Source organism: Bradyrhizobium sp. AUGA SZCCT0160 (genome assembly GCF_018130105.1).
In the GTDB taxonomy this organism is placed as follows: domain Bacteria; phylum Pseudomonadota; class Alphaproteobacteria; order Rhizobiales; family Xanthobacteraceae; genus Bradyrhizobium.
Window position 1 is genome coordinate 26,968 of the sequence record NZ_JAFCMD010000019.1, and the last position, 25,697, is coordinate 52,664.

Below are 25,697 nucleotides of genomic sequence, written 5' to 3' on the forward strand. Positions count from 1 at the left end.
GCTCCCGCTGAGAGGCTGGCGCGAAGGTGTAGAGACTAGACGGGCAGCACCTAACGCGCGAAAGCACCACGGTGAAGGTATAGTCCAGACCACAAACGAGCTGGTATGCGTGAACACGCAGAGGCAAGGCGGCGAAAGCCGTAGCTGGTATGAAAATCCCTCGGTTCGAAAGGACTGTGCCGGTTCGAGTCCGGCCGCCCGCACCAATTGAGGTGTCGTAGATTTCTTCCTCGAAAGACCGAAAATTGTTTCGAATGCTGGTCGCCATTCCAGCGTTAAAGCTTCACACGGTGATAATTCGCTTGGACAGCATGAATTGATGGCGGTCGGGGGAGCGACGTTGCAGCAAACAAGCCTTTTCGAAATGCGCCGGCTGGAGATGCTGAGCAACACCATCTTCGGCGTTGCCATGACGCTGCTCGCCTACGACCTGCCGAAGGCCAACAGTTTCGCCAGCGCGCCGGCCTGGATCGACCTCGTTCGCGTCTATGCGCAACCGGTCATCGCGCTGGCGATCAGCTTCGTTGTCGCCGGCCTGTTCTGGTTCAGCCATCACCGGCGGCTCGCCGTGGCGCCGGAAGCCAGCCGCGGCGTGGTCTTCCTCAATCTGCTGTTTCTGCTGTCGATCATCATCCTGCCGGTGACGAACGGCCTCTACGGCAGCTATCGGCTCGACGGCGTGGTCGCCGTGATCTACGGGATGCATCTCGCTACGATCGCCACGCTGAACGGGCTGCTGTGGGTTATCGCCCTCAGGGGCCGCCGCGACATGCCATTGCGGGTGACGGTATTATTTCCGATTTTGGTGTTCGTCATCGGAACAGCCATCGCCACATTCTCCCCAAAGGTGGCGCAATTCATCTGGTGCCTGGCCTTTTTCTCGCCGATCGCAGGCTGGCTCGCCGAACGATGGTCGCGCTAACGAACGACCTTCGCGTCGGCCGCCTTGATCAATCGGCTCGCCTCTTCGGAAATTTGCCGCTCGACCTTCGCCTGAAACTCTTTCCGATCTAACCCCGGCGGAATCGGCGGCAGGTAGGACAGCGAAATGTTGCCGCTGTGAATCATCAGCGTCTTCTTGCCCCAGAACAATCCGGAATTATGCGCCGTCGGCAACACCGGGATATCGAGATTGGTGTACAGCGCGGCGATGCCGGCCGCATGGAATGTCATGGGCTCGTCGACCGCCTGGCGCGTGCCTTGCGGAAATATCAAGACTTTGCGGCCTTCGCCGATCGCGGCCCTTGCTTCCGCGATCATTTGCTTGAGCGCCTGCCGGCCCGCCGACCGGTCGACCAGGATCATCGGATAGCGGTGAAGGAACCAGCCGACCACCGGGATATTGAGCAGTTCTTTCTTGGCGACGATGCTGGCATCGGGAAAAATCACGCAGAGCGCAACCGTCTCCCACAGCGATTGGTGATTACAGGCGATGATGCACGGGCCAATTGGAATGTTGTCGCGGCCTAGCTCCCTGTAATCCAGCCCCACCACGTATTTCAGAAGAAACACGATGCCGTGCGACCACAATTGTGACACCGCGCGAACCTTTGCGCTGCTCGCATCGAAAACCCACAACAGGGGTATCGCCGGCGACAGCACCAGCGTCCACAGCACCACCAACGCATCGAATGCGACCGATCTCAGATAATGCAACGATAATGTCCCTTGAGGCTTCTGCGATTGACGGGCCCCGAATACAGTACTTTTCGACCCTTGCATAATTCCGGACGGGCCCAGACGGCCGCCTGCCCCAAAGAAAATCCGTTTCGCCGTGGACCGGCCGGCATTGTCTATCTAGGATTGTCACGTGCCGGCCCTGGAACAGATCACCATCTCCCCGCGCCTCACCTTCGACGCCCTCGTCGCGGGCGAGGCCGGCGCGCCGCTGGTGTTGCTGCTGCACGGCTTTGCCGAATCGATGCATTGCTGGCGCGCCCAGGTTACGGCGCTCGGCGATATGGGATACCGCGCGATTGCGCCGAGCCAGCGCGGTTACTCTCCGGGCGCGCGGCCTAACCCGCGCGAGTTCTCGCACTACCTGATCGACCGCCTGATCGACGACGCGCTGGCCATCGCCGCGGCCTCGGGCTATGGCGAGGCGCGCTTTCACCTGGTCGGCCATGACTGGGGCGGCAGCATCGCTTGGGGATTGGCCGACCGTTGCCACGAGCGGCTGGCCTCCCTCAGCATTCTTTCGCGGCCCCATCCGAACGCGTTCAATCGCGCGCTGCACATGGCCGACGGCGAACAGGCTAGTCGCTCGCGGCACCACAAGGCGTTCCTCGAACCTGACGCCGCCGACATAGTGCTCGCCGACAACGCCAAATGGCTGCGCGATCGGCTCATTGCCAACGGCGTTCCCGCTGAGGCGATCGAACGGCATCTGGCCGTGCTCGGCAACAAGGACGCGATGGAAGCGGCGCTGGCCTGGTACCGCGCGCGCGGCGCGATCCGCGGGCCGCTCGGTCCGATCCGTGTACCGACGCTCTATATCTGGGGCGACGCCGACGACACCGTCGGCCGTATCGCCGCCGAAGGCACCCGCGATTTCGTCGCCGCGCCCTATCAATTCGAAGTCCTGCCCGGCGTCGGGCATTTCGCGGCCGATCAGACGCCGGAACGGGTCAGTGAATTATTGCTGGCGCATATCGCAGCGCACCCGGATTGATGGAACCTGATGCGCGCTAAAATGTTGTCCTGCAGCAATTGGAGCATGACGACATGGCCAGCGAACAACCTACCGAAAAATCTGATGCCACGGGATGCAAGCCGGCCAGGGATCCGCACTCGCCTTCGCCACGGCCGCAAATCCCGTCTCCGCTCTCGAACGACGGGCCAGAACTGCTGCGCGACAGCAACTGCTAGGAGAGCCATCAAGCGCTGGCGGCGAATTCCTGATGCCGGCCGGGCGCGGCGTCGAACAATGCCCTTGTATATTCGTGCTGGGGCGCGGCGAAGACCTCCGCCGTGGTGCCCTGTTCGACGATTACCCCGCGCTGCATGACCGCGATCCGGTCACAGACCTGGGCTGCAACGCGCAAATCATGGGTGATGAACAGCACCGCCAGATTGAACTTGCGACGCACCTCGTCCAGCAGCTTCAGCACCTGGTCCTGTACGGAGACGTCGAGCGCCGACACCGGCTCGTCACCAATCAGCAATTCAGGCTCCATCGCCAGCGCCCGCGCAATGCAGATCCTTTGGCGCTGGCCGCCGGAGAACTGGTGCGGGAAACGATCGATCGCGGCCGGAGGCAGGTGCACGATCGCCATCAGGTCGCGCGCACGCTGCAGCGCCTCCTTGCGGCTGACGCCAAAATTCATCGGCCCCTCGATGATCGCCTCACCGACCGTGCGGCGCGGATTGAGCGATCGATATGGATCCTGGAAGATGAACTGAACGCGCCGGCGCATCGGACGAAACTTCGCCTCCCGCATTGCCGCGATATCGATGCCGTCGATCTTGATGCCGCCGCCTGAAGTGTCGACCAGCCGTGCGACGCAACGCGCCACCGTCGACTTGCCGGAACCGGACTCGCCGACAATGCCGAGCGTTTCACCGCGACGGATCGTCAGCGAGACGTCCTTGACCGCAGCCACGACGCGCGCTTTCGGCTTGAACAGCGATCGCTTGCCATACGTCTTGAAGAGATTCTCGGTCTGCAGGACCACCGGACCGGTCACCGGAGATCGCTTCGGCGGCGTCATGCTCGGCACCGCGCGGAGCAGCATCCTGGTATAGTCCTCGCGCGGGGCCCGCAGCACCTCCTCGCAAGGGCCCTGCTCCACGATCCGGCCCATCTGCATCACCACGACGCGGTCGGCGATCTCGGAAACGACGCCGAAATCATGGGTGATGAACAGCACGCCGGTTTTGGTGCGCCCCTGCATCTCCCGCACGAGCTTGAGGATCTGCGCCTGCGTGGTGACGTCGAGCGCCGTCGTCGGCTCGTCCGCAATCAACAGAGCCGGGTCGAGCACCAATGCCGCCGCGATCATGATCCGCTGGCGCTGGCCGCCGGAGAGCTGGTGCGGATAGGCGTCGATCATCTGTTCGGGATCAGGCAGATGCACCGAGCGCATGATCTCAAGCACGCGCGCACGCTGCTGCTTCTGGTCGAGGCTGGTGTGGATCTCCAGCACTTCACGGATCTGGTCGCCGACCCGCTCGACCGGATTGAGCGCGGTCATCGGCTCCTGGAAAACCATGGCCATGCGGGTGCCGCGGATGGCGCGCAGTTCGGCATCCGACTTGGCGAGCAGTTGATCGCCCTGCAGCCGGATCGAGCCGGTCTCGACCTGCATCGCGCCCTTCGGCAACAGGCCCATCACGGCCTGCGCCGTCACCGACTTGCCGGAACCGGATTCGCCGACCACGCAGACGATCTCGTTAACATTGACGGTCAGGTTGATACCCTGCACGGCGTACGGCCGGTCGCCTCCCCTGATGGCGACGGAAAGATCGGAGACTTCGAGGACGGTATTGCTCACATCACACCCGCTTCGCCATTTTGGGATCGAGCGTATCGCGCAAGCCGTCGCCGAGAACGTTGACGGCAAGGATCGTGAGCGCAAGGCACACCCCGGGATAGATGATATTGTGCGGATACAGGCTGAAGACCTGACGGCCCTCGGCCATGATGTTGCCCCAGGTCGGCACCTCCGGCGGCACGCCGATGCCGAGGAACGACAGGATGGCCTCGATCAGAATGGCCGACGCGCAAATGAAGGTGCCCTGCACGATCATCGGCGCGATCGTGTTGGGCAACACGTGCCGCCACAGCAGTTTCGGGGTAGAGGTGCCGAGCGTCACCGCCGCCTCGACATAGGGCTCCTCGCGCACGCTGAGCACGATGGAGCGCACGAGCCGGACCACGCCCGGAATCTGCGGAACCGTGATGGCGATGATCACCGTCCACACGCTGGAACGGAACAGCGACACCATGGCGATCGCCAGCAGGATGGCCGGAATCGCCATCAACCCGTCCATGATCCGCATGATGACGGCGTCGAGAATGCGGAAGAAGCCGGCGAGCAGGCCGATGAACAAACCACAGGCGACGCTGATCAGCGCCACCGTGATGCCGACAAAGAGCGACACGCGCGCGCCATAGACCACACGGCTGTAGACATCACGTCCCAGGCTGTCCGTGCCGAACTTGGTGATCATCTTGATGCGTTCGCCGGTGTCCGTCCGCATCGTGATTTCCGTGCCGGGCACCTTGTTGCGCGCGATCGGGCTGATCGCCGTCGGATCGATGGTTCCGAGCCAGGGCGCGAGCAGCCCCATCAGCAATACGATCGTGATGACGGCGGCGCCGAACACCACGCCCGGGTTGCGCAGCAATTTGCGATACGCGGCGGGCTTGACCGGGCTCGCCGGCAGCACGGGTTCGAGGATCGTCGCGTCGGCCATCAGTAGCGAATCCTGGGATCGAGAACGGTGTAGATCATGTCGACCGACAGGTTGATCATGACGTAGACGAATGAGAACAGCAGGATCACGGCCTGAATCGTCGGATAGTCGCGCGCCAGCACCGCATCCACCGTGAGCCTGCCAAGGCCGGGGATCGTGAACACGCTCTCGGTAACGACGACGCCGCCGATCAGGAGCGCCACGCCAAGTCCGATCACCGTGACGATCGGAACGGCGGCATTGCGCAGCGCATGACGGAACAGCACCTTTCGCTCGGATTGTCCCTTGGCCCGCGCGGTGCGGATATAGTCTTCCGACAGCACTTCCAGCACGCTGGTGCGCGTCATGCGCGCGATCAGGGCGATATAAATCACCGACAAGGTCACCGACGGCAGGATCAGCCGCTGCACCCAGCCGCCGACCCCCTCCGAGATGCGCTGATAGCCCTGCACCGGCAGCCAGTTCAAATAGACCGCGAACAAATAGATCAGGAGGTAGCCGATCACGAACACGGGCACGGAAAAGCCGAGCACCGAAAAGCCCATGACAATGCGGTCGAGCCACGAACCGTGCCGGTGCGCAGCCAGCACGCCGAGCGGCACAGCGACAAACACCGCAATCAGGATCGTGAACAAGGCGAGCGACAAAGTCGGCTCGATGCGTTCGGCAATCAGCGAGGCCACGGTCTTCTTGAAGAAGAAGCTTTCGCCGAAATTACCCGTCAGCACCCTGCCCGACCAGATCACGAACTGCTCGATCATCGGCCGGTCGAGGCCGAGCTGGCTGCGGATCTGCGCCACTTGTTCGGTGGTGGCATTGTCGCCGGCGATGACGGCCGCCGGGTCGGATGGGGTCAGACGCAGCATCAGGAAGATGAAGACCGCAACCACCAGCATCACGGGGATCGTGCCGAGCAATCGCCGGAAGAAGTAGCCATACATAGGTCGATCCCCGAAACCAAGCGGGCGGCGGCAAGCCGCCCGCTTCCTTCACATCACTTGCACATCACTTGGTGACTTCGATGTTCCAATGCACCGGAACCGGCGCCATCAACAGCCCCTTGACGTTCTTGCGAATGGCAATCGGCTGGACATACTCGCCGACCGGGATCATGGCCGTGATCTCGATATTACGCTTCTGGACCGCTTCCGCGATCTGTTTCTGCTTCGCCAGATCGGTTGTTCGAGCGAAGTCGTCGCGCAGCTTCTCCATCTCCGGGTCGCAGGGCCATCCGAACGAAGCCTTGTCGCACCCGGAATTCACATAGGCGGCAGAGACCGGGTTCATCACGTCGGCCACGACCCAGGCCGTCAGGAACGCGTTCCAGCCACCGGCGTTCGGTGGATCCTTCTTGGCACGGCGCGCAACGAGGGTCTGCCAGTCCATCGACTGCATGTCGACCTTGAAGCCGCCTTTCTCCATCAGTGATTTCGCCACCGGCGCGAGGTTCGTCAGAGCCTTCAGGTCGGTGGAGTGCATCAGCAGGACGGGCGTGCCGTCATAGCCCGCTTCCTTCAAGAGTTCCTGCGACTTCTTGGCGTTCGAGTTGAGAATGGCATCCGTTCCATTGGTCGTCCCGAACTGGGTGTCGCAGACGAACAGCGCCTTGCACGCCTTGATGTAGTTCTCGTCACCGATGGTCGCCATCAGGAAGTCTTCCTGATTGAAGGCGTACCACAGCGCCTGGCGGATTTTCGGGTTGTCGAACGGCTTGTGCAGGTGGTTGGGGCGGAAGACGTACTGCGCCTTGATCTGCGGCACCTGGACGATCGCGACGTTGGCATCCTTCTTCAGGGTACCAAGGAGATCATGGCTGGGTTGCTCGATGTAGTCGATCTCACCCTTTTGCAGCGCGTTGACCGCCTGCTGCGCGTCGGAAATGGCGCGCCACTCGACGCGGTCCACCTTGACGACCTTGCCGCCGGCAAGACCCGATGCAGGCTCGGCGCGCGGCTTGTACTTGTCGAACTTGATGTAGACGGTCTTGTCGCCCGGCTTCCATTCATCCTTGACGAAGACGAACGGGCCAGAGCCGGTGAAATCCTCGATCTGCTTGTTGGCGTCCGTTTCGGCGACGCGTTTGGGCATCATGAACGGCACGTTGGACGAGGGCTTTGACAGGCCGAGCAGCACGAGGCCTGTCGGTTCCTTGAGCTTGATGGTGAAAGTTTTGGCATCGGCCGCGTCGATGGAGTCGACGAAGGTCATCATCTTCTGACCGAGCGAGTCCTTGACCGCCCAGCGCTTGATCGAAGCGATGCAGTCTTCCGACGTCACCGGCTTGCCGTCGTGCCACAGCAGTCCGTCGCGCAGCGTGAACGTGTAGCTCTTGCCGTCCGCCGCGGCTTCGTACTTCTCGACCATCTGCGGCTTGACCTCGCCCTTCTCGTCCTGGGCGAGAAGCGTGTCGTAAATCATGTAGCCATGGTTGCGGACGATGTAGGCCGTGGTCCAGATCGGATCCAGGATCTTCAGATCCGAATGCATGACGGCGCGCAAGGTAGTCTGGGCCAGCGCTGGCACCGCCACCGTCATCAGGCTGCCGACGCAAGTCGCAGCTAGAATAGTTTTTCTGAACGCATTCATTCCTTCACCTCCATTGTCGCTCGGCGCCCGAACGCTTTTTCTTGTTCGGGCCCCCTGCCCGGTTTCTGACCGGACTATAGGGTCGATCTTGAGCTTCACAACACCCTTTTGGTCCGACGACAGGGATGACGCCGGCGTTCAGGTGGAAGTCGGGATAGCCCTCATCCGCATCTGGCTTGCGCTGGCCGCTGGGTGGCCCCTATCCGGCTACGCCAACACGCCTCCACAAAAATCTACAATCAAGAATGATGCCAGAATTCCCATTCCCCCGATCCGATACGGCGAAAGTCTGACGGCGGCATGTTTTCCCTTTACAAAATCGCCGCCGCTCCCTCTCGTACGGACCCATCGGCACCGAGCCCAAACATTCCGGCCGAACCGGGAGAACCCAGATGAATCCTGCCAACCTTCCCTTTGATTCCGAGACCATGCTGCAGGGGCTGCGGAGCTGGGTCGAATGCGAAAGCCCCACCTGGGACGCCGGCGCGGTCGACCGCATGCTCGATCTTGCAGCGCGGGAGATGGCCATCATGGGTGCGACCATCGAACGCATCGCCGGGCGGCAGGGCTTTGCCGGCTGCGTCCGAGCGCGCTTTCCCCACCCGAAACAGGGCGACCCCGGCATCCTGATCGCCGGCCATCTCGATACCGTCCATCCCGTCGGCACGCTGCAAAAGCTGGCGTGGCGGCGCGAGGGCAACAAGTGCTACGGCCCGGGCATCTTCGACATGAAGGGCGGCAACTACCTCAGCCTGGAGGCGATCCGGCAACTGGCGCGCGCCTCGTTCACGACGCCGCTGCCGATCACGGTACTGTTCACCCCGGACGAAGAGGTCGGCACGCCGTCGACCCGCGACATCATCGAGGCCGAAGCCGCCCGCAACAAGTATGTGCTGGTGCCCGAGCCGGGTCGCGCCAACAACGGCGTCGTCACCGGACGTTATGCGATTGCCCGGTTCAATCTCGAAGCGATCGGCAAGCCGAGCCATGCCGGCGCCACGCTCTCATCCGGCCGTTCCGCGATCCGCGAGATGGCACGCCAGATTATCGCCATCGACGGCATGACGACTGAAGATTGCACTTTTTCGGTCGGCATTGTGCATGGCGGCCAGTGGGTGAACTGCGTCGCTACCACCTGTACCGGCGAGGCGCTCAGCATGGCCAAGCGGCAAGCAGATCTCGATCGCGGCGTCGAGCGGATGCTCGCGCTTTCCGGGACCAGCAATGACGTCACGTTCAAGGTCACCCGTGGTGTAACCCGGCCGGTGTGGGAGCCCGACGCCGGCACGATGGCGCTCTACGAACAGGCGCGCGGCATTGCACAAGGCCTTGGTCTCGAACTCTCGCACGCCAGCGCCGGCGGCGGCTCCGACGGCAACTTTACCGGCGCGATGGGTATCCCAACCCTTGACGGCCTGGGAGTTCGCGGTGCCGACGCGCATACGCTCAACGAACATATCGAGATCGACAGTCTGGCCGAGCGCGGCCGGTTGATGGCGGGTCTGCTGGCGACATTGACGTAAGTTGTGTTTGGTCATTCCGGGGCGCGAAGCGAACTATGGTGCGCCCTTGCGCACCTGGGAATCTCGAGATTCCCCAATGCGCGTTGCGCATCTGAGGTTCGATGCTTCGCATCGCCCCGGAATGACGGAGCAAGCTAAGACGTTTTAACTCGCTCGCAATGGCGGATGGGGCGGCATGCAAAACGGAATTGCTCCACGGCTTGCGCTTGGCGCAGTGACACGCTTAACGTCCCCCACGAATGCACCGGTTGGGAAAACTTGATGACCCGCATCGCCGTTGGCGCCTTTCTGCACGAGACCAACACGTTCGCGCCGACCAAGGCGACCTATGACGATTTCGTTCATGGTGGCGGATGGCCGTCGATGGCGCATGGCGCCGACGTGCTCAAGGTGATGCGCAAGGTCAATATCGGCCTTGCCGGCTTTGTCGAAGCCGCCGAGGCCAATGGCTGGGAGCTGGTGCCGACGATCTCGGCGGCCGCTGTTCCATCGGCCCATGTCACCAAAGATGCCTTCGAACGCATCATGAAGGAAATGGTCGATGGCATCGCGGGCGCGGGGCCGATCGATGCCGTCTATCTCGACCTGCACGGCGCCATGGTCACTGAGCATTACGACGACGGCGAAGGCGAAACGCTTGCCCGGGTGCGCAAGGTGATCGGCAAGGACCTGCCGCTGGTCGTCAGCCTCGACCTCCATGCCAACGTCTCGCCCCAGATGATGGAACATGCGGATGCGCTCATCGCCTACCGCACCTACCCTCACGTCGACATGGCCGACACCGGCCGGGCCTGCGCAAACCATCTGGCGTTGATGCTCAAGACAAAGGCGCGCTACGCAAAAGCCTTCCGGCAATTGCCGTTCCTGATTCCGATCAGCTGGCAATGCACCAACGACCAGCCGACCAAAGGCATATATGAAAAGCTGGCGGCGCTGGAGAGCGCTTCAGTTCCGACGCTGTCATTCGCGCCCGGTTTTCCGGCCGCCGATTTCAGGGATTGTGGCCCCAGCGTATTCGCCTATGGCGCGACGCAGGCCGATGCGGATGCAGCCGCCGACAAACTGGCAGCGCTGGTCGAGAGTCACGAGGACGATTTCGACGGCCGCATCTATTCGCCCGACGACGGCGTGCGCCACGCCATGGAATTGGCCAAAAGCGCCAGCAAGCCGATCGTCATCGCCGACACCCAGGACAATCCCGGCGCCGGAGGCGATTCCGATACGACAGGCATGCTGCGTGCGCTGGTCCGCAACAAGGCGACGCGCGCGGCGACCGGCGTGATCTATGATCCCGAGTCAGCCAAGGCCGCGCATGCCGCGGGCGTCGGCGCCACCGTGACGCTTTCGCTCGGCGGCAAATCCGGCATCCCGGGCGACGCGCCGTATCAGGAAACGTTCGTCGTCGAAAAACTGTCGGACGGCAAGTTCGTGGCGTCCGGCCCCTATTATGGCGGCCGCGACATGGACATGGGACCGTCGGCGTGCCTGCGCATCGACGATGTCAGAGTGGTCGTGAGTTCCTACAAGGCGCAACTCGCCGACCAGGCGATGTACCGCTATGTCGGGATCGAGCCGACCGAACAGGCGATCCTGGTCAACAAGAGCTCGGTGCATTTCCGCGCTGATTTCGAGCCGATCGCCGAAAAACTGCTGATCTGCGCCGCGCCCGGTGCGATGCCGGCCGATACCGCCACCCTGCCCTGGACGCGGCTGCGTCCGGGTATCCGCATCAAGCCGAACGGCCCTGCTTTTGCGACTCCAGCCAAATCTCGTTCAACCGCAACCGGATAAACAGACATGCCCACCATCGAACGCATCGACGGCTATGCCGAAGAACTCACCGCGATCAGGCGCGATCTTCATGCGCATCCCGAGATCGGCTTCGAGGAGGTCCGCACGTCGGGCATCGTCGCCGACAAGCTGACGCAATGGGGCATCGAGGTGCATCGCGGCCTAGGCGGCACCGGCGTCGTCGGCGTGCTCAAGGGCAAGGGCAACAGCGGCATGAGGATCGGCCTGCGCGCCGACATGGATGCGCTGCCGATGGAAGAGAACACCAATCTGCGCTGGCGCTCGACCATTCCCGGCCGCTTCCACGGCTGCGGCCATGACGGGCACACCACCATGCTGCTCGGCACCGCGCGCTATCTCGCCGAGACCAAAAACTTCGACGGCACCGTGCATTTCATCTTCCAGCCCGCCGAAGAAGGCCTCGGCGGCGCCCGCGCCATGATCAAGGACGGCCTGTTCCAGAAGTTTCCCTGCGACGAGGTTTACGGCCTGCACAACGCGCCTGATCTGAACCATGGCGAGATCGCGATCCTGCCGGGCCCGGCGATGGCCGGCGCCGATTTCTTCGACATCACGATCGACGGCTACGGTGCCCATGGCGCGATGCCGGAGCGCTCCAAGGATGCCGTGATTATCGCCACCACGCTGGCACAGGCGCTGCAGACCGTCGTCAGCCGCAATGTTCCCCCGCATCATCCGGCGGTGCTGTCGATCACGCAGATCCATGCCGGCTCGGCCTATAACGTCATTCCCGGCCAGGCCAAGCTGTGCGGCACGGTCCGCGCCTTCGATGACGGCGTGCGCGCGCTGATCCGCGAGCGCATGCGCGCGATCTGCGCCGGCATCGCCGCGGCGTTCCAGTGCGAGATCACTGCCGACATCCGCGACACCTTCAGCGTGCTGGTGAACCAGGAAGAGCAGTCGCGGATCGTTGAGGCGGTGGCGCGTACCGTGGTCGATCCGGACAAGGTGATCACCCGCACCGAGCCGAAGATGGGCAGCGAGGATTTCGCCGACATGATGCAGGCGGTGCCTGGCGCCTATTTCTGGGTCGGTCATGAAGGCTCGGTGCCCGTCCACAACCCTGGTTTCGTCCTCGACGACAAGATCCTGCCGATCGGCGCCAGCATGTTCGCGCGCATCGTCGAGACCCGCATGCCAGTAGGTTAGGTGCCCATGCATAAAACCAAAAAAGAAGAAGAGGTCACGTCGCTGCACGATCTCAGCGCCGTCGACCTTCTCGCCGGCTACCGCGCCAAGCAATTCTCGCCGTCCGAAGTGCTGGAGGAAGTGCTTGATCATGTCGCGGCCTGGGAGCCGCACATCAAGGCGCTCTATCTGCTCGATCCCGAGGGCGCCCGCGCCGTCGCCAAAGCATCGACCGAACGCTGGCAGAAGGGCGAGCCTGTCGGCACGCTCGACGGTGTGCCGGTGACCATCAAGGACAATATCGCTACCAAGGACCAGCCGGTGCCGCTCGGCGCCGCCAGCGTCAAGCTGGTGCCTTCACCGAAGGACGCGCCGCCCGCCGCACGGCTGCGCGAAGCCGGCTCCATCATCTTCTCCAAAACGACGATGCCGGATTACGGCATGCTGTCGTCGGGCCTTTCGAGTTTCCATCCCCTCACCCGCAATCCCTGGGACCTCAGCAAGAACCCCGGCGGATCCTCTTCCGGCGCCGGTGCTGCGGGTGCTGCCGGTTACGGCCCGCTGCATCTTGGAACTGACATCGGTGGCTCGGTGCGGTTGCCGGCCTGCTGGTGCGGCCTGGTCGGGCTGAAGCCGAGCCTCGGACGCGTTCCGGTCGATCCCTTCTATGTCGGACGCGTCGCCGGGCCGATGACCCGCATCGTCGACGATGCGGCGTTGATGATGAGCGTGTTGTCGCGTCCCGACCGGCGCGACGGCATGAGCCTGCCCGCGCATGAAATCGCCTGGAAGGCGCTCGACAAGTCGCCGCGCAAAGTGCGCATCGGTTTGATGCTCGATGCCGGCACTGGCATGCCGCTGGAGAAGGAAGTACGCGAGGTTGCCGTCAAGGCCGCCAAGGCGTTCGAATCCGCCGGCGCGGTCGTTACCGAAATCGACGGCATATTGACGCGCGAGATGCTCGACGGGATCGACAATTTCTTTCGCGCGCGAAGCTGGGACGATATGTCCAGGCTGACGCCGGAGGAGCGCAGCAAGACGCTGCCTTACATCCTTCAATGGGCGGAGGCCGGCGCGAAGCTGTCAGGTCTTGATGTCATCAGGGGCTTCAACGCCACCATGGCGATCCGCACCGCCGCGGCAAAGCTGTTCTGCGATCTCGATTATGTGGTCTCCCCGGTTTCGCCGGTGGTGAACTTCCCGGCCGAGTTCGCCTCCCCGGTCAACGATCCCGAAAAACCGTTCGAACACATCGCCTATACCGTGCCGTGGAATATGTCGGAGAACCCGGCCGTCTCGATCAATGGCGGCTACGACAAAAAGGGCTTTCCGATCGGTGTGCAGATCGTGGGCCGGCGGTTCGACGATCTCGGCGTGCTCGGCATGGCCAAGGCGTTCGAAGGCCTGCGCGGCCCGCAAAAGCCGTGGCCGGCCCCGCCGAAGAAGTAATTTGCCTTTCGTCATTCCGGGATGGTCCGAAGGACCAGACCCGGAATCCATTGGGCCGCAACCGTGCAGCAAAATGGATTCCGGGCTCTTCGCTTCGCTCAGCCCCGGAATGACGTGCTAAAATGAAAAACCAAACACCAAGAGGAAACACCCATGGCGTATGAGACCATCAAGTACGAGGTCGCCGAGCAGATTCTCACCATCACCCTGAACCGGCCCGACAAGCTCAACGCCTTCAACGGCACCATGCAGCAGGAATTGATCGACGCCTTCGACGCGGCCGACAAGGACGACAATATCAGGGCCATCATCGTGACCGGCGCCGGCCGCGGCTTCTGCGCCGGCGCTGACCTTTCCTCCGGCGCCAATACGTTCGATCGCGACGCGCGGCGCGGGCCGGTGAAGCGGCTTGCGGATGGCACGGTCGATTACAGCGATCCGCAGGTGCGCGACGGCGGTGGACAGGTGACGCTGCGCATCTTCAAATGCTTAAAACCCGTGATCGCGGCGGTGAATGGTCCCGCGGTCGGCATCGGCGTCACCATGCAGCTCGCGATGGATATTCGCATCGCTTCTGAAGCCGCGCGCTTCGGTTTTGTGTTCTCCCAGCGCGGCATCGTGCCGGAGGCCGCCTCGAGCTGGTTCCTGCCGCGCCTCGTCGGCATCGCCCAGGCACTGGAGTGGTGCTACACCGGCCGCGTCTTCCCGGCGCAGGAGGCCCTCGCCGGCCGCCTCGTCAGCAAGGTGGTGCCGCCGGACGATCTGCTGCCGACCGCCCGCGCACTCGCCAAGGAAATCGCCGCCAAGACCGCGCCGGTCTCGGTGGCGCTGATCCGCCAGATGATGTGGCGCATGATGGGTGCCGACGATCCGATGGAAGCCCACAAGATCGACAGCCGCGGCATCTACGCCCGCGGCCGTTCGGACGATGTCAGGGAAGGCGTGGTCTCGTTCCTGGAAAAGCGCCCGGCGCAATTCAAGAACAAGGTTTCATCTGATATGCCCGACTATTACCCGTGGTGGGACGAGCGGGAGTATAAGTGACGGCGAAGCCGTCATCCCGGGGCGCGAAGCGAACCCGGGATCGCGAGATTCCGGGTCTGGTCCTTCGGACCATCCCGGAATGACGGATCGCGAAATGACGGATGTTCAAGACTGCGTCGTCCTGTTGCATGGCATCAGCAGGACGGCCCTGTCATTCCGTAAAATGCAGACCGCGCTCGAGGCCGCCGATTTCGCCACGCTGAACATCGACTATCCCAGCCGCCATCACGCGCTGGAAGCGCTGGCTGAGCACATCCATCCCGCCGTCACACACTTAGCCGCTGGGATCGCAGGCCAACTTCATTTCGTCGGCCATTCGATGGGCGGCCTGCTGGCCCGCGTCTACCTTTCCAGATACCGGCCGGGGCGCCTCGGCCGCGTGGTGATGCTCGGCACGCCCAATGGCGGCAGCGAGATCCCCGATCGCCTGAAGAACGTATCGCTCTACCGCGCCTGGTTTGGACCCGCCGGCGAGCAACTCGTGAGCCGGCGCGATGCCGCAACCGGCGCATTGTTTCCGCCGGTCGATTATCCCGTCGGCATCATCGCGGGAAACAAGTCGATCGATCCGACATCCTCATTGTTCCTGCCGAAGCCGCATGACGGCAGGGTATCGGTGGAGAACACCAAGCTTGACGGGATGGCGGATCATGTTGTGATCGCCACGGCGCATCCTTGGCTGCCGGGGAATCGTGTGGCGATTGCGCAGACGATTGCGTTTCTGAGGGATGGAAGGTTCGACAGGCAAGAGAGCGGATGAGAAGGAGCCAACTCTCCTCGCGTCGTCCCGGCCTTGAGCCGGGACCCATAGCCACCGGCTTTGGTTTTGCGAAGAGCGTCTACCACTTTGCTTCCTCGCTACATCACGCGGTATGGGTCCCGGCTCAAGGCCGGGACGACGTAATCACCCCATCGTCAGCGCCACGCGGCCGATCGCCTTGCGGTCGATCAACAGCCGCATCGCGCGCGCGTAGTCTTCCAGCGGCAGCCGGTGCGAAATGTTGGGGCGGATTTTTCCGGCTTCCGCCCACTCCGTGAGCGCCTTGATCCTGACCTCGCCGAGAACAGGATTTTTCCGCACCGCTTCACCGGCGCGCACACCGAGCACGCTGGCGCCCTTGATCATCAACAGATTGGTCTTTGCAAGACCGATGCCGCCGGTAAAGCCGATGATCAAGAGCCGGGCGCCCCAGTTGATGCAGCGCATCGAGTTCTCGAACACCTCGCCGCCGACGGGGTCAAACACGACATCCGCGCCGCGCCCGTCGGTGATGCGCTTGACCGCGTCGCGAAACGGCTCCTGGTCGTAGCGCACCAGATAATCGGCGCCCCGCGCTTTGGCGATCGCAAGTTTTTCGTCACTCGACGCGGTCGCGATCACGGTGGCCCCCAACATCTTGCCGATCTCGACCGCCGCTAGTCCCACGCCGCCACCGGCACCATGCACGAGCAGCACTTCACCCGGCTGCACCTGCCCGCGATCGATCAGCGCATGATAGGCGGTGCCGTGACCGGCCAGGAACGTCGCGCCCTCCGCATAGTCGAAGGTCGAAGGTAACCGCACCAGGTGGGCAGGCGTGGTTACGGCCTCGTCGCAATAAGCGCCATGGCGCATCTTCACGATCACCTTGTCACCGACCTTGACACCCGTTGCATCATTCACCTCGACGACATCGCCGGCGGCTTCAACGCCGGGCGTGAACGGCAATGGCGGCTTGAGCTGGTATTGACCCGCCGCCATCAGGATATCAGGAAAATTGATCCCGGCGGCGCGGATCGCGACACGCACCTGCCCTGGCACGAGACGCGCGCTTTCAAACGTTTCCAGGCGCAGGCCCTCGGGCGGACCCAGCTCGCGGCAGACGACGGCTTTCGGCATCAGGCAGCCTTCTCTTGCAGCCGCAGCACGGCTTCGCGGATCAGCGGCATGCGGTCGTTGCCAAAGTACATGTCTGACTTGCCGACGAAGATGGTCGGCGAACCAAAGCCGCCGCGCGCCATTACTTCGTCGGTGTTGGTCTTGAGCTGGTCCTTGATTGCCTGCTCACCAATGCCGGCAAAGAACTTGACGTGGTCGACGCCGACGCTCTTGCAGACTTCCGTCAATACCGAGTCCTGCGAAATATCCTTGTCGCCGCCCCAATAGGTCTCGAACACGGCGCGCGCGAACGGCACCATGTGCTTTTCAGATTCGTTGCCCAGCCAGATGCAGCCGCGCATCGCCTTGACGCTGTTCACCGGAAACACCGTCGGCGGCATCTTGATCGCAAGCCCCGCGGAGCGCGCCCAGTCGGCAAGGTCCTTTTTCATGTAGCGCGCCTTCAGCGGCACCGGCGTCTCGCGCTGGGCGTAAACGCTGGGATTGACCGTGTTGAAGATGCCGCCGACCAGGATCGGCCGCCACGAAATCTCGACACCGAGCTCTTTTGCAAGTGGCTGGATGTTGTGGAAGGCGAGATAGGTCCAGGGACTGGAGCAGTCGAAGAAAAATTCGATCATGGCGTTTCCTTATTATTTATCGTGTTTGCCGCGTTATGCATTCCCGTCACCCTGAGGTGCCGTCGCGCAGCGGCGGCCTCGAAGGGTGGAGGGCCCGTGCCTTCGCATCCTTCGAGGCTCGCAAGGGCTCGCACCTCCAGCGATAACGGCGAAGCCGTTACGCGGGGATGACGTTACCTACTTCCGTCCAACCATCTCCTTCGCCTTCTGGCCGAACATGTTCTTCCGCGCTTCCTCGTCGAACGGTTCTTTCACGAACTTGCCGATCGCCAATCCCGCCTGCACCTGCGGCCGGGCCCGTACGACGGCGTACCAGCGCTTGATGTTCGGATAATCGTCGAGCGTAAAGCCCTGTGCCTTGTGGGTCATGGTCCAGGGAAAGCAGGCGATGTCGGCGATCGAATAATCGCCCGCGATATAGGCCCCGGTCTTGCCCAATTGCGTATCGAGTACCCGGTACAGCCGCGCCGCCTCATCCCGGTAGCGCTCGATCGCGTATGGGATCTTTTCCTGCGCATAGAGCGCGAAATGGCCGTGCTGGCCGAGCATCGGCCCGAGCCCACTCATCTGCCACATCACCCACTGCACCGCGTGGGAGCGGCCGCGCGCGTCTGTGGGCAAGAAGCGGCCGGTCTTTTCCGCCAGATAAATCAGGATCGCGCCGGTCTCGAACACGGAGAACGGCGCGCCGCCATCGGCCGGCGCATGGTCGACGATGGCCGGAATGCGGTTGTTGGGACTGATCGCGAGGAACTCCGGCTTGAATTGCTCGCCGGCGCGGATGTTGACCGGGATCACGGTATAGGGGAGCCCGAGTTCCTCCAGCATGATCGAGATTTTCCAGCCATTGGGCGTCGGCGCGTAATGCAGGTCGATCATGGTTTCCCCAGCTGCCGGACCTGCCGGATTATTCCCGGCGAGAACGACTTTGTTGTTCTGTACGGCGATCATAAGACATGGCAGACAGGCGCTCAATCAGAACCACCCGGGAGGCTCCCATGCTGTTTCCAACGACGATCGCAGGCTCACTGCCGAAGCCGGAATGGCTGGCCGAGCCCAACACGCTGTGGGCACCCTGGAAATCCAAGGGCGACGAGCTCACCCGCGCCAAGCGCGACGCCACCATGCTGGCGGTAAAACTGCAGGAGGATTGCGGCGTCGATATCGTCACCGAGGGCGAGCAGGCCCGCCAGCATTTCGTCCACGGCTTTCTGGAAAAGGTCGACGGCATCGATTTCGCCCACAAGGTCGAGATGGGCATCCGCAAGGACCGCTACAAGGCGATGGTGCCGCAGGTGGTGGCGCCGCTGACGCTGAGGGGCCGCGTCCACGCCGATGAGGCCCGCGTCGCCCGCGCCCACACCAAACACAAGCTGAAATTCACGTTGCCCGGCCCGATGACCATCATCGACACGGTGGCCGACGGCCATTATGGCGACCGCGTCAAGATGGCGTTCGCCTTTGCCGAACTGTTGAACGAGGAAGCCAAGGCGTTGCAGGCCGACGGCGTCGACATCATCCAGTTCGACGAACCCGCCTTCAACGTGTTCATGGACGAGGTTTCCGACTGGGGGATCAAGGCGCTGGAGCGCGCCGCTGAGGGACTGACCTGCGCCACCGCCGTGCACATCTGCTACGGCTACGGCATCAAGGCCAACACCGACTGGAAGGAAACCCTGGGCAAGGAGTGGCGACAGTACGAGGAGATTTTCCCGGCGATCGCCAAAAGCTCGATCCAGCAGGTCGCGATCGAATGCCGCAATTCCAAGGTGCCGCTCGACTTGCTGGCGCTGCTCTCCGGCAAGATCGTCCAGGCCGGCGTGATCGATGTCGCCAGCGACACGGTCGAGACCGCCGAAGACGTTGTCAAGGTGATCGACGCGGTGTCGAAATTCGTGCCGAAGGCCAACATCGTCGCGACCACCAATTGCGGCATGGCGCCGATGCGCCGGGATATCGCGGAGGCGAAGCTGGCGGCGCTCGGGGCCGGAGCGAAACTGGCGCGGCAGCAATTGGGGTGAGCAGCGCTCCCAACCACCGTCATGGCCGGGCTTGACCCGGCCATCCATGTCTTTCTTCGATGAGCAAAGTAAGGCGTGGATGCCCGGCACAAGGCCGGGCATGACGAAGAATAGAGTCCGGTTCAATCCTTCAATTCACCCGCGCTTGGATGCAGCACCGACCGATATCCGGCACCCATCGCACGCAGCGTCGACGGCGGCGTCAGCAGCATCGCGTCCTCGATCGCATGGCCCGCCTGTCGATATCCTGCCATCGACCATTGCAGCGCCCTGCCTTGCAGGACCAGAAAACTCTCCGCCCCCGCCTGCACCATCGCCCCATCAGGCAGCTTCTCAACCGGCATCGGCAGCGCGTGCAGCCGCTTCTTGCCTTTCTCCAGCCGCTCCCGATGCAGCACGGCATCGATATCGCGCGCGAGGACGTTGGCGACGCCATTGCCCTCTTGCCACGCCGCACGAAACCGGTTGGCGTCGTCGCGGCGGCAGAAGAAGCAGGGACGGTGGCCGGCCGCGAACGCGGTCGCTTCATCGAGGAAGAACAGTTCGGTCCAGCTGCGCGCCCCCATCACCTGGCGCCGCCATCCCCTGAACTCGCAGACACAGGTGATCCACGCCGGGCTCGCCCAGCGCTTGTTCAGCAGCGTCTTCGTCAGGGGATCATGGATGATGCCCCGATTGCCGGTGAACAGGCCGCGGTGCGGATCGGCGATGATGTCGCCTGAGGGCGTGACGCGGTTTTGCAGCGGCATTGCGACCGCGAATGGCGAATAGCGAATGGCGAATGGTATGTCCCTATTCGCTACTCGCCATTCGCTATTCGCTCCCTACTACGCGCCGTCGCGGATCGGCGGCTGGAACGACAGCGCGGTGTCCCAGGGAAAGTGAATCCAGGTGTCCTGCGACACTTCGGTAATGAAGGTATCGACCAGCGGCTTGCCCTGTGGCTTGGCGTAAACAGCCGCGAAATGCGCCTCCGGCATCATCGAACGCACCAGCCGCCCGGTCTTGCCGGTATCGACGAGGTCGTCGACGATCAACAGCCCCTTGCCGGTACCGCCGCCGAGTTTGGCCACGTCGGCCGAAACGCCCTTGAGGGCTTTCAGGTCGCCCTGTCTGGTGTGGTCGTAGCTTGCAATGCAGACGGTATCGATGATGCGGATGCCGAGTTCGCGCGCAACGATCGCGGCCGGCACCAGGCCGCCCCGGGTAATCGCAATGATGGCATGAAACGGCCCGACCTCGTTGAGCCGCCAGGTCAGCGCCCTGCAATCCCGGTGAAACTGATCCCACGACACCGGAAAGGCCCTCGCCGGCGGCGGAGTGACTTTTTCACTCATGACTTCGCTCCAAAACGATCGTCCACCTTTGATCTCCTCAACTATAGCGACTTTGCCATCTCGCTGGTCGCCGACCAGCCCAGTTGCGCGTACAGCGGCCGTCCCATCCTGGTGGCGTGCAATATCGCGAAAGCCACGCCTCGCCTGACGAATTCCTGATCCGCCCGGTCCATCAGCGCCTTGGCAATTCCTTGTTTGCGATGCGACGGCTCGACAAACACGTTGAGCACATAGCCGCGCTTGTCCAGCGTCGGATGGGAGGGGCCCGGCGGCCACTCGATAACCATCAGCCCGATTCCCGCGATGGGCTCGCCGTGCTCCTCGACGATATAGCCGAAATACGATCCGTCGCCGAGGTGCTTGGCCAGCCAGGGTCGAAAATGCGCGGTCTGACTCTCCAAAATCGCTTCGGTCCTGCCCGGCGCGTCGGATTCGCGAAACATCTGTTCGCGGTGCCGGCACACCAGTTCCAGATCGTCGGCGCGGATCGGCCTGGTCGAAATCATCGGTGCTATCGCGGCGTATTCAAACCCGCCAGCATCTCCTTCACCGCAGCCATCGCGGCGGCGAGTTTTTCCGGATCGCGCGAGCGGACCACCAGATTGGTGTTCGGCTTCTTGTCTTCGTCCTGGAACGGATAGCTGCCGATGATGGTGTCCGGGTGGGCGTTGGCGATCTCCCGCAAGGGGCCGCCGATGTCGCCTTCCCGCGCATTCGCCCGGACCGAATCCGACAGCATCCGCACGCCCGATTTCAGCTTCGGCGCGACGATGTCCATCATCGCCTGCATGATCGTGGGAATGCCGGCCATCACGATGACGTTGCCGAGCTTGAACCCGGGCGCCAGGATGGTCGCGCTCTGGATCAGTTCGGCGCCGTCGGGGACGCGGGCCATGCGCAAGCGCGCCTCGTTCAGATCCTGCTCGGTCCAGCGCTCGCGGAATCGGGCCACCACCTCGGGGTGATGATCGATGCCGACGCCGAACGCCTTGGCGACGCTGTCGGCGGTGATGTCGTCATGGGTCGGCCCGATGCCACCGGTGGTGAAGACGTAATCGTAGCGCTTTCGCAGTGCATCAAGGGCGGCGATGATGTCGGCCTCCTCGTCGGCAACGACGCGGACTTCCTTGAGGTCGATCCCGATATTGGTCAGGTACTCGGCGATAAAGCCGATGTTCTTGTCCTTGGTCCGGCCGGACAGGATCTCGTCACCAATGACCAGAATACCCGCTGTGACGATCTCACTCATTTCCAATCCTCGTCTTATCCCCTGACCTTGCGCATCCAACGCATTGAAGTCACGGGGCTTTGCTGCCGAAATAAGCACCCGGCAGCCGGTTTTTCAGGCAGCACGGGGAAACAACCCCATACCAAATGCCCCAGCCCATGCATATCGCGCTGGCCCGGCCCTTGCTACCATCCCGTGAAGTCATGCACTGTGTCGCATGGCTTCGAGAGATAGTCAGGATTTATGGCAGTCGCGTTTGATGAAATGAACGGTCCCGGCGGGGACCTCCGCCCCGCCTACCAGGAACTCTCCCGGTGGTTGAAGGAGACCCCTCCGGACGCCCTTGAATATCGCCGCCAGGAAGCGGAGCTGCTGTTCCGCCGGATCGGCATCACCTTTGCCGTTTATGGCGACGCCGAAGCCCAGGAGCGGCTGATCCCCTTCGACGTGATCCCAAGGATCATGTCGGCCAAGGAATGGACGGTGCTGGAAACGGGCCTCAAGCAGCGGGTCCGCGCGCTCAACATGTTCCTGCGCGACATCTATCACGGCCGCGACATCCTCCGCGCCAATATCATCCCCGACGACCTGATCTTCCAGAACCCGGTCTTCCGCCCCGAGATGAACGGCCAGGACGTCCCGCACGACGTTTACGTCCATATCGCCGGGATCGACATCGTCCGGGTCGACGCCGACAATTTTATCGTGCTGGAAGACAACGCGCGCACCCCGTCCGGCGTGTCCTACATGCTGGAAAACCGCGAAATCATGATGCGGCTGTTTCCGGACCTGTTCGCCCGCCACCGCGTCGCGCCGGTGGAAAAATATCCCGACGAGCTGCTGTCGGCGCTGCGCTCGGTGGCGCCGCTCTCCGCTTCCGCGGAGCCTGTCGTCGCGCTGATGACGCCTGGCGTCTACAACTCGGCCTATTACGAGCACTCGTTCCTGGCCGACAAGCTCGGCATCGAACTGGTCGAGGGCCGCGACCTCATCGTCAAGAACGACGAAGTGTTCATGCGCACCACCGAAGGCCTCAAACGCGTCGACGTGATCTATCGCCGTGTCGACGACGACTTTCTCGATCCCCTGACCTTCCGCCCGGATTCCGCGCTCGGCGTGCCCGGGCTGATGTCGGCCTATGCGGCCGGCAACGTCACGCTGGCCAACGCGGTCGGCACCGGCATCGCCGACGACAAGGCGGTCTATTCCTACATGCCGGACATCGTAAAATTCTATCTCGGTGAAGAGCCGATCCTGAAGAACGTGCCGACCTGGCGCTGCCGCGAGCCCAAGGACCTCGCCTATGTGCTCGACAATCTCGGGGATCTCGTGGTCAAGGAAGTGCACGGCTCCGGCGGCTACGGCATGCTGATCGGCCCCGCCGCCACCAAGGCGACCATCGAGGCGTTCCGCGACAAGCTCAAGCGTGAGCCGGAGGGTTTTATCGCCCAGCCAACACTGGCGCTGTCGACCTGCCCGACCTGCACGGCGTCGGGGCTCGCGCCGCGCCATGTCGACCTCCGGCCGTTCGTGCTGACCGGGCGCGATCACGTCACCATCGTGCCGGGCGGGCTGACCCGCGTGGCGCTGAAGGAAGGCTCGCTCGTGGTCAATTCGAGCCAAGGCGGCGGCACCAAGGACACCTGGATTCTGGACGAATAGAGATGCTGTCGCGCACCGCCGAAAACCTGTACTGGCTGGCCCGCTATGTCGAGCGCGCGGAATATCTCGCGCGCACCATCGACGCGACCTTGCGCGTCACCGCCCTTCCGGCCGCCTATATCGGCAAGACCAATGAATGGGATTCCGCGCTTCTAACCGCCGGCGTCAGCGCCAGCTTCTATGAGGCGTATCAGGAAGCCAACGAGCAGAACGTCGTCGAATATCTGGCGTTCTCACCATCGAACCCCTCCTCGATCAAGAACTGCATCGAGGCAGCGCGGCTTAACTCCCGCTCGGTACGCACCGCGCTGACGAGCGAGATGTGGGACACCATCAATTCGGCCTGGATCGAGCTGCAGGAGGTGTGGGGCAAAGGCACGTCGAGCCGCGAGGAACTCGCAAAATTCCTCCGCTTCGTGCAGGAGACATCGCTCCGCTTCGACGGCTCGGCCTACCGGACCATGCTGCGCAACGACGCCTACTGGTTCTCGCGGCTCGGGCTGCATCTGGAGCGCGCCGACAACACCGCCCGCATTCTCGACGTGAAATATCACGTGCTGCTGCCCGAGGAGGAACATGTCGGCGGGCCGCTCGACTACTATCAGTGGACCTCGATCCTGCGCTCGGTGTCGGCACTGACGGCCTATCACTGGGTCTACCGCGAAACGCTGAAACCCTGGCTGATCGCTGACTTGCTGATCCTCAACGATACGCTGCCGCGCTCGCTGGCGAGCTGCTACAGCAACCTGGTGCGGAACCTCGACCAGATCGGCGTCGCCTATGGCCGCCAGGGCGCCTCCCAGCGCCACGCCCGCGGCGTCCGCAACCGGCTTGAACACAGCCATATGGACGATATCTTCCAGCATGGCGTCCATGAATTCATCCAGGAATTCATTGCGGATAACGCTCGGCTGGGTGAGATCATCACGAAGCAGTATCTGATTTGATACATTGTTCGTCATGCCCGGGCTTGACCCGGGCATCCATCAGGAATTGATGGTCCTCTTGAGAAGATGGATGGCCGGGTCAAGCCCGGCCATAACGAGCAAACACTCCAGCGACGTTTTCGGTACGACCATGCGCCTGCGAATTGCCCATACCACCAGCTATCGCTACGAGCCCCCGGCCTCGGGCGTGATCCAGATCCTGCGGATGACGCCGGGCAGCCATGACGGGCAGTATGTCGCCGAGTGGCAGATAGACGTTTCCACCGATTCCCGGCTCGACATGCACCAGGACGCGTTCGGCAACGTCACGCATGTGCTGACCCACGGGCCGCTTGCCGACCTCACCATCAATGTCGAGGGCCTGATCGAGACCCACGACACCGGCGGCGTACTGCGCGGCACCGACGAACGTTTCCCGCCGAGCCTGTTCCTGCGCTCGACGTCGCTCACCGAAGTCAATCCGGCGATGGCGACCTTTGCCCGCGAGATGCGTTCGGAATCCGGCGACGACGTGCTCGGCTTCCTGCATGCGCTGATGGTGCAGATCAACGAGCACATGACGTTCGACGAGGACCCGACCAACAGCGGCACCTCGGCGGCGGAAGCCTTCGCGCTCAAGCGCGGCGTGTGCCAGGACTACGCGCATATCTTCATCGCCTGCGCGCGTTCGGGCGGCGTGCCGGCACGGTTTGTCTCCGGGCATTTCCTGCGCTCCGACGGCACCGTCAACCAGCAGGCCGGCCATGCCTGGGCGGAAGCCTTCGTGCCTGATCTGGGCTGGGTCGGCTTCGACGCCGCCAACGGCATCTGCACCACAGATGCCCACGCCCGCATTGCGATCGGCCTCGATTATCTCGGAGCGGCCCCCGTCCGCGGCACCCGCTATGGCGGCGGCAACGAGACGCTGACGGTCGCGGTCAAGGTCGAGCAGGCCGGGCGATCAGGGCAATGGCAGAGCCAGTCGTAGGGAACGACGCCCTCACCGTCATTGCCTGCGACAAACGCGAAGCGTTTGCGCAAGGAGCGCTTGCGACGAAGCAATC

Annotated in this window: 24 protein-coding genes; 12 read left to right on the forward strand and 12 right to left on the reverse strand. The window is 63.0% G+C overall.

Annotation, left to right across the window (positions count from 1 at the left end; all coding sequences use genetic code 11):
* Positions 1–319: 319 nt before the first annotated feature.
* Complete coding sequence (locus JQ558_RS26425) at positions 320–922, forward strand: TMEM175 family protein (protein ID WP_212295616.1); 603 nt, start codon at positions 320–322, stop codon at positions 920–922.
* Here the strand turns inward: JQ558_RS26425 and JQ558_RS26430 are convergent.
* Positions 919–1,656 (reverse strand): 1-acyl-sn-glycerol-3-phosphate acyltransferase, encoded by a 738-nt coding sequence (locus tag JQ558_RS26430; protein ID WP_212204813.1) that lies wholly within the window; start codon positions 1,654–1,656, stop codon positions 919–921. The two genes, JQ558_RS26425 and JQ558_RS26430, sit on opposite strands and share 4 nt — an antisense overlap.
* 154 nt (positions 1,657–1,810) lie before the next feature.
* Between JQ558_RS26430 and JQ558_RS26435 the strand changes: the two genes are divergently transcribed.
* On the forward strand, positions 1,811–2,671 hold the full coding sequence (locus JQ558_RS26435; protein ID WP_212295617.1) for an alpha/beta fold hydrolase: 861 nt from the start codon (positions 1,811–1,813) through the stop codon (positions 2,669–2,671).
* 205 nt (positions 2,672–2,876) lie between these two features.
* Here JQ558_RS26435 and JQ558_RS26440 read toward each other — a convergent pair whose 3' ends face one another.
* From JQ558_RS26440 to JQ558_RS26455, 4 genes are all read right to left on the reverse strand, one after another.
* The gene (locus tag JQ558_RS26440; protein WP_212295618.1) at positions 2,877–4,493 is read right to left on the reverse strand and encodes an ABC transporter ATP-binding protein; all 1,617 of its coding nucleotides are present in this window, start codon (positions 4,491–4,493) and stop codon (positions 2,877–2,879) included.
* Between the two features lies 1 nt (position 4,494).
* Positions 4,495–5,418: an ABC transporter permease gene (locus JQ558_RS26445; RefSeq protein ID WP_212295619.1), complete on the reverse strand. Its 924-nt coding sequence runs from the start codon at positions 5,416–5,418 to the stop codon at positions 4,495–4,497.
* The gene (locus tag JQ558_RS26450) at positions 5,418–6,359 is read right to left on the reverse strand and encodes an ABC transporter permease (RefSeq protein ID WP_212295620.1); all 942 of its coding nucleotides are present in this window, start codon (positions 6,357–6,359) and stop codon (positions 5,418–5,420) included. Before JQ558_RS26450 ends, JQ558_RS26445 begins: the two co-directional genes overlap by 1 nt.
* A gap of 64 nt (positions 6,360–6,423) precedes the next feature.
* Positions 6,424–8,004 carry an ABC transporter substrate-binding protein gene (locus tag JQ558_RS26455; RefSeq protein WP_212295621.1) on the reverse strand — a complete coding sequence of 527 codons (1,581 nt, stop codon included), beginning with the start codon at positions 8,002–8,004 and terminating at the stop codon, positions 6,424–6,426.
* A 392-nt stretch (positions 8,005–8,396) separates the two neighbouring features.
* Between JQ558_RS26455 and JQ558_RS26460 the strand changes: the two genes are divergently transcribed.
* The 6 genes from JQ558_RS26460 (at position 8,397) to JQ558_RS26485 (ending at position 15,720) form a co-directional block, all read left to right on the forward strand.
* Positions 8,397–9,527 carry a M20/M25/M40 family metallo-hydrolase gene (locus tag JQ558_RS26460; protein ID WP_212274399.1) on the forward strand — a complete coding sequence of 377 codons (1,131 nt, stop codon included), beginning with the start codon at positions 8,397–8,399 and terminating at the stop codon, positions 9,525–9,527.
* 261 nt (positions 9,528–9,788) lie between these two features.
* Complete coding sequence (locus JQ558_RS26465; protein WP_212274398.1) at positions 9,789–11,318, forward strand: M81 family metallopeptidase; 1,530 nt, start codon at positions 9,789–9,791, stop codon at positions 11,316–11,318.
* Between the two features lie 6 nt (positions 11,319–11,324).
* Positions 11,325–12,488 carry a M20 aminoacylase family protein gene (locus JQ558_RS26470; RefSeq protein ID WP_212204803.1) on the forward strand — a complete coding sequence of 388 codons (1,164 nt, stop codon included), beginning with the start codon at positions 11,325–11,327 and terminating at the stop codon, positions 12,486–12,488.
* A gap of 6 nt (positions 12,489–12,494) precedes the next feature.
* Complete coding sequence (locus tag JQ558_RS26475) at positions 12,495–13,916, forward strand: amidase (RefSeq protein WP_212295622.1); 1,422 nt, start codon at positions 12,495–12,497, stop codon at positions 13,914–13,916.
* Positions 13,917–14,069: 153 nt separating this feature from the next.
* Positions 14,070–14,960 (forward strand): crotonase/enoyl-CoA hydratase family protein, encoded by an 891-nt coding sequence (locus JQ558_RS26480; protein ID WP_212295623.1) that lies wholly within the window; start codon positions 14,070–14,072, stop codon positions 14,958–14,960.
* Positions 14,961–15,054: 94 nt separating this feature from the next.
* Positions 15,055–15,720 (forward strand): alpha/beta fold hydrolase, encoded by a 666-nt coding sequence (locus JQ558_RS26485; RefSeq protein ID WP_249142643.1) that lies wholly within the window; start codon positions 15,055–15,057, stop codon positions 15,718–15,720.
* A gap of 144 nt (positions 15,721–15,864) precedes the next feature.
* Here the strand turns inward: JQ558_RS26485 and JQ558_RS26490 are convergent, their stop codons facing one another.
* The 3 genes from JQ558_RS26490 to JQ558_RS26500 form a co-directional block, all read right to left on the reverse strand.
* On the reverse strand, positions 15,865–16,839 hold the full coding sequence (locus JQ558_RS26490; RefSeq protein ID WP_212295625.1) for an NADPH:quinone oxidoreductase family protein: 975 nt from the start codon (positions 16,837–16,839) through the stop codon (positions 15,865–15,867).
* A complete protein-coding gene (locus JQ558_RS26495; RefSeq protein ID WP_212204777.1) occupies positions 16,839–17,459 on the reverse strand; it encodes a 2-hydroxychromene-2-carboxylate isomerase in 621 nt (206 codons plus the stop codon). Before JQ558_RS26495 ends, JQ558_RS26490 begins: the two co-directional genes overlap by 1 nt.
* Positions 17,460–17,636: 177 nt before the next feature.
* Positions 17,637–18,338, reverse strand: a complete 702-nt coding sequence (locus tag JQ558_RS26500; protein ID WP_212295626.1) for a glutathione S-transferase N-terminal domain-containing protein — start codon at positions 18,336–18,338, stop codon at positions 17,637–17,639.
* 119 nt (positions 18,339–18,457) lie between these two features.
* On the opposite strand from JQ558_RS26500, the gene JQ558_RS26505 reads away from it, so the two are divergent.
* Positions 18,458–19,480, forward strand: a complete 1,023-nt coding sequence (locus tag JQ558_RS26505) for a methionine synthase (RefSeq protein WP_212295627.1) — start codon at positions 18,458–18,460, stop codon at positions 19,478–19,480.
* Between the two features lie 122 nt (positions 19,481–19,602).
* Here JQ558_RS26505 and JQ558_RS26510 read toward each other — a convergent pair whose 3' ends face one another.
* From JQ558_RS26510 to JQ558_RS26525, 4 genes are all read right to left on the reverse strand, one after another.
* Positions 19,603–20,229, reverse strand: a complete 627-nt coding sequence (locus JQ558_RS26510) for a hypothetical protein (protein WP_212295628.1) — start codon at positions 20,227–20,229, stop codon at positions 19,603–19,605.
* Between the two features lie 78 nt (positions 20,230–20,307).
* Positions 20,308–20,817: a xanthine phosphoribosyltransferase gene (gene gpt, locus JQ558_RS26515; protein WP_212295629.1), complete on the reverse strand. Its 510-nt coding sequence runs from the start codon at positions 20,815–20,817 to the stop codon at positions 20,308–20,310.
* Between the two features lie 41 nt (positions 20,818–20,858).
* Positions 20,859–21,323 carry a GNAT family N-acetyltransferase gene (locus JQ558_RS26520; protein WP_212295630.1) on the reverse strand — a complete coding sequence of 155 codons (465 nt, stop codon included), beginning with the start codon at positions 21,321–21,323 and terminating at the stop codon, positions 20,859–20,861.
* Positions 21,324–21,328: 5 nt separating this feature from the next.
* On the reverse strand, positions 21,329–22,066 hold the full coding sequence (locus tag JQ558_RS26525; RefSeq protein ID WP_212295631.1) for a molybdopterin-binding protein: 738 nt from the start codon (positions 22,064–22,066) through the stop codon (positions 21,329–21,331).
* Positions 22,067–22,288: 222 nt separating this feature from the next.
* Between JQ558_RS26525 and JQ558_RS26530 the strand changes: the two genes are divergently transcribed.
* From JQ558_RS26530 to JQ558_RS26540, 3 genes are all read left to right on the forward strand, one after another.
* Complete coding sequence (locus tag JQ558_RS26530; RefSeq protein ID WP_212295632.1) at positions 22,289–23,707, forward strand: circularly permuted type 2 ATP-grasp protein; 1,419 nt, start codon at positions 22,289–22,291, stop codon at positions 23,705–23,707.
* 2 nt (positions 23,708–23,709) lie between these two features.
* The gene (locus JQ558_RS26535) at positions 23,710–24,654 is read left to right on the forward strand and encodes an alpha-E domain-containing protein (RefSeq protein ID WP_192734059.1); all 945 of its coding nucleotides are present in this window, start codon (positions 23,710–23,712) and stop codon (positions 24,652–24,654) included.
* Between the two features lie 130 nt (positions 24,655–24,784).
* Positions 24,785–25,621, forward strand: coding sequence for a transglutaminase family protein (locus JQ558_RS26540; RefSeq protein ID WP_212204758.1), 837 nt, complete (start codon positions 24,785–24,787; stop codon positions 25,619–25,621).
* The last annotated feature ends 76 nt before the right edge of the window (positions 25,622–25,697 follow it).

What these genes read in the sequence shown, in the direction of transcription:
- JQ558_RS26485 (WP_249142643.1), top strand. Translation starts at nt 15,055, where the DNA reads ATGACGGATGTTCAAGACTGCGTCGTCCTGTTGCATGGCATCAGCAGG.
- gpt (WP_212295629.1), bottom strand. Translation starts at nt 20,817, where the DNA reads ATGAGTGAAAAAGTCACTCCGCCGCCGGCGAGGGCCTTTCCGGTGTCG.
- JQ558_RS26480 (WP_212295623.1), top strand. Translation starts at nt 14,070, where the DNA reads ATGGCGTATGAGACCATCAAGTACGAGGTCGCCGAGCAGATTCTCACC.
- JQ558_RS26470 (WP_212204803.1), top strand. Translation starts at nt 11,325, where the DNA reads ATGCCCACCATCGAACGCATCGACGGCTATGCCGAAGAACTCACCGCG.
- JQ558_RS26495 (WP_212204777.1), bottom strand. Translation starts at nt 17,459, where the DNA reads ATGATCGAATTTTTCTTCGACTGCTCCAGTCCCTGGACCTATCTCGCC.
- JQ558_RS26510 (WP_212295628.1), bottom strand. Translation starts at nt 20,229, where the DNA reads ATGCCGCTGCAAAACCGCGTCACGCCCTCAGGCGACATCATCGCCGAT.
- JQ558_RS26520 (WP_212295630.1), bottom strand. Translation starts at nt 21,323, where the DNA reads ATGATTTCGACCAGGCCGATCCGCGCCGACGATCTGGAACTGGTGTGC.
- JQ558_RS26525 (WP_212295631.1), bottom strand. Translation starts at nt 22,066, where the DNA reads ATGAGTGAGATCGTCACAGCGGGTATTCTGGTCATTGGTGACGAGATC.
- JQ558_RS26425 (WP_212295616.1), top strand. Translation starts at nt 320, where the DNA reads ATGGCGGTCGGGGGAGCGACGTTGCAGCAAACAAGCCTTTTCGAAATG.
- JQ558_RS26445 (WP_212295619.1), bottom strand. Translation starts at nt 5,418, where the DNA reads ATGGCCGACGCGACGATCCTCGAACCCGTGCTGCCGGCGAGCCCGGTC.
- JQ558_RS26490 (WP_212295625.1), bottom strand. Translation starts at nt 16,839, where the DNA reads ATGCCGAAAGCCGTCGTCTGCCGCGAGCTGGGTCCGCCCGAGGGCCTG.
- JQ558_RS26540 (WP_212204758.1), top strand. Translation starts at nt 24,785, where the DNA reads ATGCGCCTGCGAATTGCCCATACCACCAGCTATCGCTACGAGCCCCCG.
- JQ558_RS26530 (WP_212295632.1), top strand. Translation starts at nt 22,289, where the DNA reads ATGGCAGTCGCGTTTGATGAAATGAACGGTCCCGGCGGGGACCTCCGC.
- JQ558_RS26535 (WP_192734059.1), top strand. Translation starts at nt 23,710, where the DNA reads ATGCTGTCGCGCACCGCCGAAAACCTGTACTGGCTGGCCCGCTATGTC.
- JQ558_RS26500 (WP_212295626.1), bottom strand. Translation starts at nt 18,338, where the DNA reads ATGATCGACCTGCATTACGCGCCGACGCCCAATGGCTGGAAAATCTCG.
- JQ558_RS26460 (WP_212274399.1), top strand. Translation starts at nt 8,397, where the DNA reads ATGAATCCTGCCAACCTTCCCTTTGATTCCGAGACCATGCTGCAGGGG.
- JQ558_RS26475 (WP_212295622.1), top strand. Translation starts at nt 12,495, where the DNA reads ATGCATAAAACCAAAAAAGAAGAAGAGGTCACGTCGCTGCACGATCTC.
- JQ558_RS26505 (WP_212295627.1), top strand. Translation starts at nt 18,458, where the DNA reads ATGCTGTTTCCAACGACGATCGCAGGCTCACTGCCGAAGCCGGAATGG.
- JQ558_RS26450 (WP_212295620.1), bottom strand. Translation starts at nt 6,359, where the DNA reads ATGTATGGCTACTTCTTCCGGCGATTGCTCGGCACGATCCCCGTGATG.
- JQ558_RS26455 (WP_212295621.1), bottom strand. Translation starts at nt 8,004, where the DNA reads ATGAATGCGTTCAGAAAAACTATTCTAGCTGCGACTTGCGTCGGCAGC.
- JQ558_RS26465 (WP_212274398.1), top strand. Translation starts at nt 9,789, where the DNA reads ATGACCCGCATCGCCGTTGGCGCCTTTCTGCACGAGACCAACACGTTC.